Below are 14,060 nucleotides of genomic sequence, written 5' to 3' on the forward strand. Positions count from 1 at the left end.
CATTGGGTTACGGTTTTATCTGTTCTTATAACTCCCGGTGATTTGACAAGTAAAGTCGTCAAGCGACCATCGGCGTGAGCTTGAAACGCCCCGCGGATGGGAGTACCGTCTGCGCCTTAGAAGGGCACCTCTGGTGTGCCAGCAGATCGGGTCAATGCCCGAAAGCGGTGCGCCAGAGAGGCTAGAAAGCGAATCCAGTAGTGTGAGCGGGGAAATTCCCCAGCCTGCTACGCCAACCTAATTCTGGCGCCGTTTGCCCACATGCCAAAAACCAGTGCCACGCTGCTGATAATCGATGATGACGAAGTAGTGCGCGCGAGTCTCGCGGCCTATTTGGAAGACAGTGGTTTCAGCGTCTTGCAGGCCAGCAATGGCCAGCAGGGACTTCAGGTATTCGAGCAAGACAAGCCCGACTTGGTCATCTGCGATCTGCGCATGCCGCAGATGGGCGGACTCGAACTCATCCGCCAGGTCACCGAGCGGTCGCCACAAACCCCGGTCATCGTGGTTTCCGGCGCCGGCGTGATGAACGACGCGGTCGAGGCGTTGCGCCTGGGCGCGGCGGATTACCTGATCAAGCCTCTCGAAGATCTGGCCGTGCTCGAGCACTCCGTGCGCCGGGCCCTGGATCGTGCGCGTCTGCTGCTGGAAAACCAGCGCTACCGCGAGAAGCTGGAAAAGGCCAACCGCGAGCTCGAAGCCAGCCTGAACCTGCTCCAGGAAGACCAGAACGCCGGTCGCCAGGTGCAGATGAACATGTTGCCGGTGAGTCCGTGGACCACCGACGAATTCAAGTTCGCCCACCAGATCATCCCGTCGCTGTACCTGTCGGGTGATTTCGTCGACTACTTCCGGGTCGATGAGCGTCGCGTCGCGTTCTATCTGGCGGACGTCTCCGGGCATGGCGCTTCCTCGGCCTTTGTCACCGTGCTGTTGAAGTTCATGACCACGCGCCTGCTGTTCGAGTCCAAGCGCAACGGCACGTTGCCTGAATTCAAGCCTTCCGAGGTCCTGGGTCATATCAACCGGGGCCTGATCAGTTGTAAGCTGGGTAAACACGTCACAATGGTCGGTGGAGTCATCGACGAGGAGACAGGTTTGTTGACCTATAGCATCGGCGGTCATTTGCCGTTGCCTGTGTTGTTCACGCCAGACAGTGTCCGTTATCTGGAAGGGCGTGGCCTGCCGGTAGGCCTCTTCAACGAGGCCACCTACGAGGACCACGTGCTGGAACTGCCATCGACATTCAGCCTGACGCTGATGTCTGATGGCATTCTGGACCTTTTGCCGGAGCCTACACTCAAAGAGAAAGAAGCGGCCTTGCCCCAGCGGGTCAAGGCAGCGGGCGGCACCCTGGATGGGCTGCGGCAGGTTTTTGGATTGGCCACGCTAGGGGAGATGCCGGATGATATCGCCCTGTTGGTGTTGAGCAGGAATCTTCAATGAGTACCGGTAGAATCCAGTTCGCCGAGCAGGACGGCACCTTCGTTCTGAAGTTTGTCGGTGAAGTGCGCCTGACCCTGTGTTCGGCGCTGGATGCGACTATTGAGCGGATCTTCACGGCGTTGAACTTCAACGCGATCGTGATCGACCTGACTGAAACCCGTAGCATCGACAGCACCACCCTGGGCCTTCTGGCCAAGCTGTCGATCCTGTCGCGGCAGAAGGTCGGCCTGCTGCCGACCGTCGTCACCACCCACGAAGACATCACCCGGCTGTTGCAGTCCATGGGGTTCGAGCAGGTGTTCAACATCGTCGACAAGCCCGTGCCGTGCCCGGAATGCCTGGACGACCTGCCTGACCAGGACCAGTCCGAGGAAGTGGTGCGGATCAAGGTGCTCGAAGCCCACAAGATCCTCATGGGGCTCAACGATTCCAATCGTGAAGCCTTCCATGACCTGGTGAATGCGCTGGAGCGGCACTGATCTTGTAGGAGCGGGCTTGCCCGCGATGGGCCCCAACCCTCGTGGGGATCCAAATGGCCCGCGTAATCGTTGACGACCATCGCGAGCAAGCTCGCTCCTACAGGGGGGGCGTCAGCCGGACCACCTCATAAGCCAACGGCCACAAAAAAGGGCGAACCCACCAGGGTTCGCCCTTTTTCATTCCTGCCAGTCAGCTCACAGCTTGGCCTGCAACAGCGCCTCGAGCTTCTCCTGGTCCCGGGCAAACTGACGAATACCCTCGGCCAGTTTCTCGGTCGCCATCGCATCTTCGTTGGACAACCAGCGGAACTGCGCTTCATTGAGGCTCAGGCGCGCCTCACCGGCGTTGCCTGGCGCCAATTTACGCTCCAGCTTGCCGGTGTCCGCCGCCAGCTTGTCGATCAGGTCCGGGCTAATGGTCAGGCGGTCGCAGCCGGCCAACTGTTCGATCTGGCTCAGGTTGCGGAAGCTGGCGCCCATGACCACGGTCTTGTAGTCATTGGCCTTGTAGTAGTTGTAGATGCGCGTCACCGACTGCACGCCCGGATCATCCGCGCCGGTATAGTCGTTACCGTTGGCTTTCTTGTACCAGTCGTAGATCCGGCCCACGAACGGCGAAATCAGGAACACGCCGGCGTCGGCGCAGGCAGCCGCCTGGGCGAACGAGAAGAGCAGGGTCAGGTTGGTCTGGATGCCTTCCTTTTCCAGGATCTCGGCGGCGCGGATACCTTCCCAGGTCGAGGCGATCTTGATCAGCACGCGATCGCGGCCAATGCCGGCCTTGTCGTACAGCTCGATCAGACGGTGCGCACGCTTGAGCATGGCGTCCGTGTCGAACGACAGGCGCGCATCCACTTCGGTGGAAATACGGCCCGGAATCACCTTCAGGATCTCCTGGCCGACCGCAACGCCAAAACGGTCGCTGGCCAGGCCCACATCGCCCTTGCAGTCGTTGACGCTGGCGTTCAGCAACTCGGCATAACCAGGGATGGCCGCCGCCTTGAGCAGCAGGGAAGGGTTGGTGGTAGCGTCCACCGGTTTAACGCGAGCGATGGCATCGAAGTCGCCGGTATCGGCAACCACCGTGGTCATTTGTTTGAGTTGTTCCAGCTTGGAAGTCATGAGCGTGCTCTGTCCTATGGGTCCAATGACATTACCCGAGCGCTGACAGCCACTCAAGGGCACATGTACGTATCGAAGGCCCCGGCGGCAACAACCTGAAAACGGCTGTTTGAATGGCGGGGCGCAGTGTCGATAAATACGATGACAAAACCGCTCACAGGTTCAACGCAGGCGACGGCCAGCGCGCTAGCGCTTACCGTCCTTCCAGCAACTGCGCCGCCTGATCCAGCAGGGCCAGCGGCTCCTTGGTCTTGTGGATATCCACCGACAGCAATTGCCGGAACTTGCGCGCCCCCGGGAAACCGGTGCCCAGGCCCAGCACATGGCGGGTGATGTGGTGCATCGAACCGCCGGCATCCAGATGCGCCGCGATGTAGGGCCGCAACTGCGCCAACGCCTCGGCCCGGCTGATGATTGGTGCCGTGCTGCCAAACAGCTGCTGGTCCACCTCGGCCATCACATACGGATTGTGATAGGCCTCACGGCCGAGCATCACGCCGTCAAAGGTCTGCAAGTGCTCATGACAGGCTTCGAGCGTCTTGATCCCGCCGTTGAGAATGATCTCCAGTTGCGGAAAATCCGCCTTCAACCGCGCCGCCACGTCGTAGCGCAGGGGCGGGATCTCACGGTTTTCCTTCGGCGAAAGCCCTTCCAGGATGGCAATCCGCGCATGCACGGTAAAACTGGTGCACCCAGCCTCATGGACCGTACCGACGAAATCACACAACTGCTCGTAACTGTCGCGCCCATTGATGCCGATCCGGTGCTTGACCGTCACCGGAATCGACACCGCATCACGCATCGCCTTCACACAATCGGCCACCAACTGCGGATGCCCCATCAACACCGCGCCGATCATATTGTTCTGCACCCGGTCACTGGGGCAGCCAACGTTCAGGTTCACCTCGTCGTACCCATGCTCCTGCGCCATGCGCGCACAGGCCGCCAGATCCAGCGGCACACTGCCGCCCAATTGCAGGGCCAGCGGATGCTCGGCTTCGTCGTGGCGCAGGAACCGCTCGTGATCACCGTTGAGCAGGGCACCGGTGGTGACCATTTCGGTGTAGAGCAGGGCGTTTTTCGAGAGTAGGCGTAGGAAGAAGCGGCAGTGTCTGTCCGTCCAGTCCATCATGGGCGCCACGGAAAAACGGCGAGAAAGCGAAGCAGTGTTTTGGGACATTGGGAAATCTGAATCAGCGAGGCGAAGGGCCGCAGTTTATCAGGGATGAAGAGGTGGTGTTGGGTGTGCCGGCGGACTGTTTTTCAGCCCCGAAAACCTTGGCACCTGAACCGGAGCTGTCGCACCGGCAGATTTCACCCTGACCAGCAAGCAGCAGGCCTACGATAACAACGTCGCCGTCCCATGCTGCCCGCCCAGGGGAATCTGCAAAATGAGCTCCAGCCTCCTCAAAGTCCTGATCATCAGCGGCGCTGTGCTGCTCAGTGCCTGCTCGGGCGTCAGCACCAGCACGTGTTTCGCACAGGACTGCCAGTCGCTCGACGGCCATTCCGCCAACCAGTTGAGGTTTGGCGGGAGCGCGATTGGCAGCAGCTTCAGTGAGTACAGTTCCGGGCTGCTGCACGACGACTAATCGAGGGGCAGGGCGCGCCTATTTGGCCTCAGGCACCGCAATCCACTGCCCCAGCACCTTCTGGTAATTGCCCGTGACCTTGGCCAGGTGCAGCCACTGATCCACATACAACTTCCACGTCATGTCATCCCGCGGCAGCAGGTAGGCCTTCTCTCCGTACTGCATGAATTGCGTCGGGTTCACCGCGCACAGGCCGGGTTTGAGTTTCTGTTGGTACAGCGCTTCCGAGGCGTCGGTGATCATCACGTCGGCCTTTTTATCCAGCAGTTGCTGGAAGATGGTGACGTTGTCGTGCAGGGCCAGTTGCGCCTTGGGCAGGAAGGCGTGGACGAAGGCTTCGTTGGTGCCGCCCGCCGGTTCGACCAGGCGTACCGCGGGCTGGTTGATTTGCTCGATGGTCTGGTAACGCGCCTGGTCTTCGCAGCGCACCAGCGGGATTTTGCCGTCGATGTCGAGGGTGGTGCTGAAGAATGCTTTTTTCTGGCGTTCGAGTGTCACCGAGATGCCGCCCATGGCGATGTCGCATTTGCCGGCGACCAGGTCGGGCATCAGGGTTTTCCAGGTGGTCTGCACCCATTGCGGCTTGACGCCCAGGCTGTCGGCCAGTGACTGGGCCATGCTGATGTCGATGCCGGAATATTCGCCGTTCTCGCCCTTGAAGGTGTAGGGCTTGTAGTCGCCCGTGGTGCAGACGCGCAGTTGTCCTTGCTCGATGACGCTGTCCAGGTGGGAGGGCTCGGCCTGGGCTCCCATTGATAGGGCAAGCAGGGTGGCGAGTACTGGCACGCGTTTTGTTGTTTTCATTGTTATCCGGCTTCCGTGATGGATGTTGGTGTGGGCATATTCTGCCGCAAATATGCCGGTGATGTTCCATGTGGCCGCCACCTTGCCTGTGGTAGAGCGGTTCAAGAGTCCTGACCAAAAAACTGTATGGGGCCTGATACAAAAGCGTCATGAAATATAAATGAGAAGCCTTATCAATAGTATTTGTTAAAGCATTGCTTTCGTTTAGACTCCCGCGGGCCGTAGGGTTACGGCGCTCTTGATGTAAGAAAAAACATAAAACATCTGTCGCGGGGGAGCGGGGCGTGAATTTCAAAAAGAATACAATCGCGTTGGCTGTGGGGTCGGCCGTTTACCTGTCCAACAGCGTGTGGGCGGCGGAACCATCGAATGCCCTGGAGATTGCACCGATCACGGTGACCGGGGAAAAAATCAACCGCACCCTCGAGCAAACCCAATCGAGCGTGGTGGTGGTCACCGACCAGCAATTGCGCGAGAAGGAAGATCACAACCTGATCGACGTCTTCGCCCGCACGCCAGGCGTCTATAACCAGTCCGGCAACGAAAACTGGGGCATTCGCGGTGTGCCGGTGTCGGGTTTCGATGACCAGGGCCCGGCCACCCTCAACGGCGCGGTCTCGGTATTTGTCGACGGCGCGGTACAGCCCAACCGTGCACTGACCCTCAGCCCGATGCCGCTGTGGGACGTCGAGCAGGTGGAGGTGTTCCTCGGCCCGCAATCGACCACCCAGGGGCGTAACTCCCTGGCCGGTGCGGTGGTGATCCAGACCAAGAATCCTACCTTCGAACCGAGCTTTTCCGCGCAAACCAACGTCGGCAACTACAGCGAGCGGGGCGGCGCAGTGGCGGGCGGTGGTGCGATCGTCGATGACAAGATCGCCGGCCGTATTGCCGTGGACTACCAGGAAGGCGATGGCTATATCGACAACGTCTTCACCGGCGATGACGCCAACCCGACCCGCACCGCCAATGCCCGTGGCAAGTTGCTGATCCTGCCCAACGACGATCTCGATGTGTTGCTGACGTACTCCCACGGCGAAAGCCGCAAGGGCGACAACTCGGTCATGCGCGAGAACGACCGGATCCGCTATTACAAGATGACGTCCAACACCAAGGCCTACGACAAGCTCAAGCAGGACACGGTCAGCGCCAAGGTCGACTATCGCCTGGATGACAATTGGTCTATCACCAGCCTTACGGCCAACACTGATTCGGATTACGACGCTCGTCTCGATTTCGACCAGGGGGCAGTGGACAACCAGGTGGTGCTGCGCAAGCAGTACGGTGATCTGTTCAGCCAGGAATTGCGCCTGAACTACAACGGCGACACGGTGAAGAGTTTCGTTGGCGCCTACTACGGCCACAACACCAACAACTTCCACGATCGCCTGGTGTTCGACGGTGAGCTGTTCGGCACCGCCAAGGGCGATACGACGATTGAAAACAAGGCTGTGTTCGGTGAAGTCGACTGGAACTTCGCCCCGCGCTGGACGCTGATTACCGGTCTGCGCTACGACCACGAGACCAACGACACCGATATTGAGCAGGACGACTTCTCAAGTCCGGGCAAGGTCAAGAAATCGTTTGATGCGGTGCTGCCGAAATTGGGCGTCGACTATGAGCTGGCCACCGACCAGTACGTCGGCTTCATGGTGCAGAAAGGCTATCGCGGTGGCGGCGTCAACGTCCGCGCTGGTGGCGGTCACGAGGATTACGATCCGGAATACACCACGAACTATGAGCTGTCCTACCGCGGCTCGTTCTTCGACAAGACCCTGCGCACCCGCGCCAACGTCTACTACACCGACTGGAAAGACCAGCAGGTCAGTGCGCTGGACCCGGACACCGAATTCCTGCACGTATTCAACGCCGGTAGCAGCGACATCAAGGGCTTGGAAGTCTTCGTCGAAAAAGACTTCAGCGAACAGTTGACCCTGACTGCCGGGGCTTCCGTGACGGATGGCAAGTACAAGGACTTCGTCACGGGTGACGGTCGGGACATGAGCGGCGAGGACTTCCTCTATTCGCCCAAGTACAAAATGTCGCTGGGCGGCACCTATCGCTGGAACGATCGCCTGACCCTCAACACTGACCTCATCTACCAGAGTACCGCGCCGTCGGAGTATGAGTTCGACGATGCAGGTCAGGTGACGGGCGAGCGTCGCAGCGACAACTACTGGCTGGTCAACTTCAACACCGAGTACAAGATCACCAAAAACATCGCCGTCTCCGGCTACGTGAAGAATGCCTTCGACAAGGAATACGTGACCAACAACCGCAGTGGCGACATCATTGATGTCGGTGCCCCACGCACGGTGGGCCTGGTGCTGCGTTACGACATGTAAGCTCGCCAGTCATGGCTGCGGTGGAGGGCTCAACGTTTGCTCGTTGATTTCTCCGCCGCCGCCATCGTCCCGCTTCCGCAATTGATGTAGGACGACGTCTTCAGCCAACGCGGGTCCGGGTAGTAGGAAAACAGCAACTGCCCGCCCTTCATCGAATCAATCAGCTTGTGGGCAATCGCCGGGCGTACAGCCGGGCAACCCAGGCTTCTGCCAATCCGCCCGTTCGCCCGTGCCAGCACGGGGCTGACGTATGGCGCGCCGTGAATCACGATGGCCCGGTCGAACGCGTTGTCGTTGAAACCCGGTTCCAGACCTTCCATGCGCAGTGAGTAGCCGTTCTGGCCCACATAGCTTTGTTGCGTGCGATACAAGCCGAGGCTGGTAGCAAAGCTTTCGTTCTGGTTGGAGAAGTTGACCGCCATGTTCTCGCCGCTGTTGCGACCGTGGGCGACCAGCTCATGGAATAGCAGCTTGCGCTTTTTCAGATCGAACACCCACAGACGCTGTTGGGTCGAAGGCAGGGAATAGTCGATGACGGCAAGTCTTTGGACAGGAGCAGCGCCTTGAGCGATGCTGCATTGCGAGGCACGAACGGCGAGATTTATGACATTGGCGTCAGCTTGCGGAGCCGCTTTGATGAGGGCGGCCGCCAGTGAATCGGCGTAGGCTGACGGTATGAACATTGCAGTCAGCAGCAGGCCCGGCAGCAGATTGCCAAAACGTAGTAGCGCCATATAGATGTCTCATCATGTTAAGTTCGAGTCTAGCAGTGCGGTGCAGGCCAGGCGTTGAATGCGGGAGATTAAGGATTATCCATGGTGCTTTTAACAAGGTTATTCGTCATAAGCCGTGTATTTTTTATGGTCTTTCTGATCAGCGGCACCGCGCTCGGAGAAACTTCGCCGATTGAGCCGGTAACGGCGGCAAACTCCATTTTTACGGCGGCGCCTGACGACAACGTCGCCCAGGCCATCCAGGCTTCCCTGGAACCCTTGAAAACTGCCTTTCCGCCATTGCTGACCGCGTCACGTCATCGTCGGGTGGACGTCACCCGCCTGGTCATGGATTTTTATACTCACCGTGCCTATCGCGCTGCCTGGACCCAGGACAGCGACATCGACCAATTGATCGCCAGCCTCAACGCTACCGACACCGATGGCCTGAACCCGGCGGACTTTCACATTGATGAGCTGGTGCGTTCGCGCGCCAATCTGCAAGTCGCGCCGGCCACGCCAGAGCAACTGGCGGCGTTCGACCTGGCGACCACCCACACCTTCATCACGGCGCTGCTGCAGTTGCGGCGAGGCAAGGTCGACCCTTCGCGTCTCGACATTCACTGGAACTTCGATGTCGATGGCGTGGATCCGCGTGACGACCTCAGTCCTTTCTTCGCCGCCCTCGACAGTCACGACGTCGCCAAGGCGTTTGCCCTGGCACCGCCGCAGGAAGCGGTGTATGGCGGATTGCGCCAGGCGCTGGCGCAGTTGCGCGATGTTCGTGACCGTGGCGGCTGGCCGAAAGTGGTGGTGGATCATTCGCTCAAGCCAGGCATGGACGAACCGGCGGTCGCGCAATTGCGCGCACGAATGGTCGCCGCCGGTTTTCTCGATCCGCATCTGATTCACGGTACCCGCTACGACGGCGCCGTCACCGCCGCAGTGAAAAAGTACCAGGACGAGCAATACCTCGGGGCGGATGGCATGGCCGGGGCCAATACCCTGGCGGCGTTGAACGTGCCCGTCGAGGCGCGTATCGACCAGGTGCGGGTGAATATGGAGCGGGCGCGCTGGCTGTTGTACAAGCTTCAGGGCACGTTCGTGATCGTCGATATTGCCGGCTATAAAGTGGCGATGTACCGCGATGGCCAGCCGATCTGGCGATCCCGGGTACAGGTCGGCAAGGCGGCGCGCAATACGCCGATTTTCCAGGCACAGATTTCCTACATCACCTTCAACCCGACCTGGACCGTGCCACCGACCATCCTCAAGGAAGACGTGCTGCCCAAGATCCAGAGCAATCCCGGCTACCTGGCCGCCAACCGGATGCGGGTGATTGATCGCGAGGGCAACGAGGTGGACCCGTCCACCGTCGACTGGAGTAACCCCCGTGGGCTCAGCCTGCGCCAGGACGCCGGTAAAGACAGCTCGTTGGGGCAGGTGGTGATCCGCTTCCCCAACGACTATGCGATCTACCTTCATGACACGCCGCATCGCGAGTTGTTTGCCAGGACCGTGCGTGCCACCAGTTCCGGCTGTATCCGCGTGGAAAACCCATTGCAACTGGTGGAGCTGCTGTTCAACGATCCGGTGAAATGGGACAGCGCCGGGATTCAGAAACAATTGGCCAACGGCAGGACCGAGAACATTCGGCTGCCGGTGAAGGTGCCGGTGCTCCTGGCCTACTGGACAGTCGATCTGGGTGGCGACGGACGGGTGTCGTTCAAGCCGGATGTGTATGGCTACGACGCGCCCGTGCTGCGCGCGTTGAATCGACCCTCGCCGGTCCCCGTGTTGAATTTGCACGCGGCGGTGGCGGGGCAGTAGTCGATGGGCGCGGGGGCTTTTCGACGCGCGATGCTACGCCCGTCGAAAGGACAATTGCCGCGCATCGGCGCGTAGACTAAGCTCGCCGTTTTTAGGGTTTCGGGCCTTCGCCCATGCCTTGCCCTTGCAGGATGAGCTTTTTGCCTATCTCCCCCGACGACCCGCGGCACGCCAATGGCACTGCCTTGAAACGGCTGCCCTTGCGCAAGGCTGCGGTGCTGTTCATTGCCGTGGTGTGCGTGTGCCTGTGTGGCTTGCTGTACCTGCAACTCGAGCAATCGCGTCGGCATGATCTGGCCGTTGCCGAAGTGGCGTCGGCGAACCTGACCCGCGCCGTGGCGCAACAGGCCGAAGACACTTTCATGAAGGCCGACCTGGTGCTGACCAGCCTGGCGGACTGGCTGCAGATGGACGGTTTCGGCCTGGCACAAAATCCCCAGTTGCAGAAGATGTTCGCCCGGCGTGTGCAGGCGTTGAGTCAATTGCACGGTATCTTCCTGTTCGACCGCAACGGCCAGTGGGTCGTGACGTCGTTCGAGGATCTGCCGCGGGGGCCCGGCGTTGCCGATCGCGAGTATTTCCTTTTTCACCAGCAGAACGTGTCCTCGGTGGCGCACATTGGCCCGCCCATCCGCAGTCGTACCAATGGTGAATGGATCATTCCGGTGTCCAAGCGGGTGAACGACAAGCAGGGCAATTTCCAGGGTGTGCTGCTGGCCGGAATCAAGATGGCCTACTTCGATCAGTTCTTTAAGAGTTTCAGCATTGATGAAGAGGGCTCGATTGCCTTGGCGCTGACCGACGGAACACTGCTGGCACGGCGGCCGTTCGTGGAGGCCCAGATCGGGCTGTCGCTGGCCAAGGGCGAGATATTCAGCAAGTACCTGGCTGGCGCCATGTCGGGCACCGCGATGATCACCTCGGTGCTCGATGGCTCCGTGCGCCTGCATGGCTTTCGGCAACTCGACGCTTATCCGCTGGTGGTCACGGCGGCCTCGTCCAGGGATTCGATTCTCAAGGGTTGGTACGACACGGCATTGCAATCGAGCCTGATCGTCGCCCTGGTCGTGCTGGGCGTGGGGCTGTTTGGCTGGGTATTCGTTCGCCAGGTGCGTGTCGGTGAGCGGGTCGAGCGGGATTTACGCAACGCCAAGGAAGCGCTGAAGCTGATCGCCACCCATGACAGTCTCACCGGCCTGGCCAATCGTCGATTGTTCGAGCAGGCGCTGGCGATCGAATTCAGCCGAGACGTCCGGCAGTCGAGATCGCTGGGCCTGATCATGCTCGATATCGACTACTTCAAACGGTACAACGACGCCTACGGCCATGTCGCGGGTGACCATTGCCTGGCGGAAGTGGCGAATGCGGTGAAGAGTTGCTGTCACCGGCCAGTCGATCTGGCGGTTCGTTATGGTGGCGAGGAATTCGCCGTGTTGCTGCCGGACACGGACATCCATGGCACGCTGGTGGTCGCCGAGCAGATTCGCCGCAGCGTCATGGCCCGCAACATCAACCATAGCGACGCGCCCAGTGGCTTCGTGACCGTCAGCCTGGGCTGTCACGCCTTCGTGCCCACGCGGCTGGACAGCACCGAAGTGTTCATCGAGCGCGCCGACGCGGCCCTGTACCAAGCCAAACATTCCGGACGCAACCGTTCGGCAGTGTTGTCCATGGAAGGCGTCGGAGAACTGATGCGCTACGACCGCTGAGTGCAGCGGGCGACCCGTGAAGGTCTTTCACGGGTCGTTGCGCTGGCTTCAGCCGCCAGTTCCGCCGCCGGCACCACCGGTGCCTCCGCCCGACGATCCGGTGCCGCCTCCCGCGCCGGAGCCACTGGAACCCCCGGCGCCACTCGTGCCCCCGGAACTGCCGCCCGAACTGCCCGAGCCGCCGTTCCCGCCGCCGTTGTTACCGCCGGAAGGTTCGCCGGGATTGTTGTTGGGGGCCATGGTCGAGCCGCCCGTCGATCCGGACTTGGTGCCGCTGGCATCGGCGCCGTCACCCGAAGCGGCAAATGCCGCCCCGGAGGTCGCCAGCAGGCTCGCCAGCAATAATGAAGCGAATTTGCTGTTCATCAGATGCGTCTCCAAAGCTGAGTCAATACCTGATGTTGGTGGGGTGCGCGGATGGCTTGGTGCCGACTGGATGACGAGCGGTCGTCAGGTCAGCGGGCACTCTCGCCGAGTTTGTGCTCGAGGTGCTGACGCACCTGGGGCCATTCATCATCAATGATGCTGAACCGCACGGAGTTGCGTTTGCGGCCGTCGGGCATGATGCGCTCGTGGCGTACGATACCTTCCTGCTGGGCCCCGAGCCGGAGGATGGCGCTGCGGGATTTCTGGTTGTTCTCATCGGTGGTGAATTGCACCCGCACGCAGTTCAGCACCTCGAAGGCATGGCGCAACATCAGGTACTTGGCTTCGGTGTTGACGAAGGTTTTCTGCCAGCGGGCCGAGATCCAGCTGCTGCCGATTTCGAGCTTGCGATTGAGTGGGTCGATCTTCCAGAAGCGCGTCGAGCCGATCACTTCTGCGGTGTCGTTCAGCACAATGACAAAGGGCAGGACCGTGCCGGCATCGCGGCCGTCGAGCGCTTTTTTCAAGTAACCGTCGACGGTGGTCGGGGAGGGTACGACGGTGACGGTCAGGTTCCACAGTTCGCCATCGGCGGCGGCGCGGACCAGTGCCTCGGCGTCACTGTATTGCAGTGGGCGCAGGCTGATTCTGTTGCCTTGAAGGAGAGTGTCCATCCAGTGTGTATGCTCGGCGGGTGAGGTGAAAAGCGGGGAGGGCTTATTACGCCGTACTTGCGCTCGCGGACGCAACCCGCTGACGGTGTGAATGTCATACGCAGAACATCCCTGCCCGGAGCTGACCGATGAAGAAATTGCGAATCGCAACGTTCAACGTCAACGGCCTGCGCGCCCGGCTGCCCAACCTGCTGGCGTGGCTGGCGCGGGAGAAGCCGGACATCGCCTGCTTGCAGGAACTCAAGTCGGTGGACAGCGCGTTTCCGGCGGCAGAGCTCGAGGCGGCCGGTTACGGCGCGATCTGGCAGGGCCAGTCTTCATGGAACGGTGTCGCGATACTGGCGCGGGATGCGCAGCCGCTGGAGAGCCGTCGCGGACTGCCGGGCGATGACAGCGATACCCAGAGTCGCTATCTGGAAGCGGCGGTGCATGGCGTGCTGGTGGGCTGTCTGTACCTGCCCAACGGCAATCCGCAGCCGGGACCGAAGTTCGATTACAAGCTGGCCTGGTTCGAGCGGCTGATCGCCTATGCCAGGGACCTGCACGACAGTGAGCACCCGGTGGTGCTGGCCGGTGACTACAACGTAGTGCCGACCGACCTGGATATCTACAACCCGAAGTCCTGGCTCAAGGATGCGCTGCTGCAACCGCAAAGCCGCGAGTGTTATCAACGGTTGCTGGACCAGGGCTGGACTGACTCCCTGCGTCATCTGTATCCCGAGGATCGGCTCTACACGTTCTGGGATTATTTCCGTCAACACTGGCAGAAAAACTCCGGCCTGCGCATCGACCATCTGTTGCTCAACCCGACGCTGAGTCCGTATCTGCTCGACGCTGGTGTCGATGCCTGGGTGCGCAATGAGCCACATGCCAGCGACCATGCCCCGACGTGGATTCAATTGGGCTCGCGCAAGCGCCGTTGATCTGCGATGGGTACAATCGGTGCAAGATCGCAGCATTTGGCATGCAGCACTGGCATG

Annotated in this window: 13 protein-coding genes; 7 read left to right on the forward strand and 6 right to left on the reverse strand. The window is 60.5% G+C overall.

From position 1 onward, the window contains the following. The first annotated feature begins 261 nt into the window (after positions 1-261). Together rssB and rssC are read left to right on the forward strand one after the other, a co-directional pair. Positions 262-1,446 carry a two-component system response regulator RssB gene (gene rssB, locus ABVN20_RS01890; protein WP_368553636.1) on the forward strand — a complete coding sequence of 395 codons (1,185 nt, stop codon included), beginning with the start codon at positions 262-264 and terminating at the stop codon, positions 1,444-1,446. Beyond that, positions 1,443-1,925: an anti-sigma factor antagonist RssC gene (rssC, locus tag ABVN20_RS01895; RefSeq protein ID WP_192301801.1), complete on the forward strand. Its 483-nt coding sequence runs from the start codon at positions 1,443-1,445 to the stop codon at positions 1,923-1,925. The genes rssB and rssC overlap by 4 nt, the downstream gene beginning before the upstream one ends. 195 nt (positions 1,926-2,120) lie before the next feature. On the opposite strand, the gene tal is transcribed toward rssC, so the two are convergent. Next, positions 2,121-3,047 carry a transaldolase gene (gene tal / locus ABVN20_RS01900; protein WP_368553638.1) on the reverse strand — a complete coding sequence of 309 codons (927 nt, stop codon included), beginning with the start codon at positions 3,045-3,047 and terminating at the stop codon, positions 2,121-2,123. Between the two features lie 193 nt (positions 3,048-3,240). Next, positions 3,241-4,227 carry a tRNA dihydrouridine(20/20a) synthase DusA gene (gene dusA / locus ABVN20_RS01905; protein WP_368553640.1) on the reverse strand — a complete coding sequence of 329 codons (987 nt, stop codon included), beginning with the start codon at positions 4,225-4,227 and terminating at the stop codon, positions 3,241-3,243. 211 nt (positions 4,228-4,438) lie between these two features. Between dusA and ABVN20_RS01910 the strand changes: the two genes are divergently transcribed. Continuing rightward, a complete protein-coding gene (locus tag ABVN20_RS01910) occupies positions 4,439-4,639 on the forward strand; it encodes a hypothetical protein (RefSeq protein WP_368553641.1) in 201 nt (66 codons plus the stop codon). Between the two features lie 18 nt (positions 4,640-4,657). Here ABVN20_RS01910 and ABVN20_RS01915 read toward each other — a convergent pair whose 3' ends face one another. Next, positions 4,658-5,443: a transporter substrate-binding domain-containing protein gene (locus ABVN20_RS01915; RefSeq protein ID WP_368553643.1), complete on the reverse strand. Its 786-nt coding sequence runs from the start codon at positions 5,441-5,443 to the stop codon at positions 4,658-4,660. 284 nt (positions 5,444-5,727) lie between these two features. Here ABVN20_RS01915 and ABVN20_RS01920 point away from each other — a divergent pair, with 284 nt between their 5' ends. Next, positions 5,728-7,788, forward strand: coding sequence for a TonB-dependent receptor (locus tag ABVN20_RS01920; protein ID WP_368553645.1), 2,061 nt, complete (start codon positions 5,728-5,730; stop codon positions 7,786-7,788). A gap of 29 nt (positions 7,789-7,817) precedes the next feature. Here the strand turns inward: ABVN20_RS01920 and ABVN20_RS01925 are convergent, their stop codons facing one another. Next, positions 7,818-8,522, reverse strand: coding sequence for a murein L,D-transpeptidase catalytic domain family protein (locus ABVN20_RS01925; protein WP_368553647.1), 705 nt, complete (start codon positions 8,520-8,522; stop codon positions 7,818-7,820). An 81-nt stretch (positions 8,523-8,603) separates the two neighbouring features. Here ABVN20_RS01925 and ABVN20_RS01930 point away from each other — a divergent pair, with 81 nt between their 5' ends. Continuing rightward, entirely contained in the window at positions 8,604-10,331 is a 1,728-nt protein-coding gene (locus ABVN20_RS01930) for a murein L,D-transpeptidase (RefSeq protein WP_368553648.1), read from the forward strand. Between the two features lie 131 nt (positions 10,332-10,462). Beyond that, a complete protein-coding gene (locus ABVN20_RS01935) occupies positions 10,463-12,040 on the forward strand; it encodes a sensor domain-containing diguanylate cyclase (protein ID WP_368553649.1) in 1,578 nt (525 codons plus the stop codon). 48 nt (positions 12,041-12,088) lie between these two features. Here the strand turns inward: ABVN20_RS01935 and ABVN20_RS01940 are convergent, their stop codons facing one another. Together ABVN20_RS01940 and ABVN20_RS01945 are read right to left on the reverse strand one after the other, a co-directional pair. Then, positions 12,089-12,406, reverse strand: coding sequence for a hypothetical protein (locus ABVN20_RS01940; protein ID WP_368553651.1), 318 nt, complete (start codon positions 12,404-12,406; stop codon positions 12,089-12,091). An 89-nt stretch (positions 12,407-12,495) separates the two neighbouring features. Continuing rightward, a complete protein-coding gene (locus ABVN20_RS01945) occupies positions 12,496-13,080 on the reverse strand; it encodes a GNAT family N-acetyltransferase (protein ID WP_368553652.1) in 585 nt (194 codons plus the stop codon). A 128-nt stretch (positions 13,081-13,208) separates the two neighbouring features. Between ABVN20_RS01945 and ABVN20_RS01950 the strand changes: the two genes are divergently transcribed. After that, entirely contained in the window at positions 13,209-14,003 is a 795-nt protein-coding gene (locus ABVN20_RS01950) for an exodeoxyribonuclease III (protein ID WP_368553654.1), read from the forward strand. Positions 14,004-14,060: the final 57 nt, after the last annotated feature.

The sequence above is a fragment of the Pseudomonas sp. MYb118 genome, assembly GCF_040947875.1.
GTDB lineage: Bacteria > Pseudomonadota > Gammaproteobacteria > Pseudomonadales > Pseudomonadaceae > Aquipseudomonas.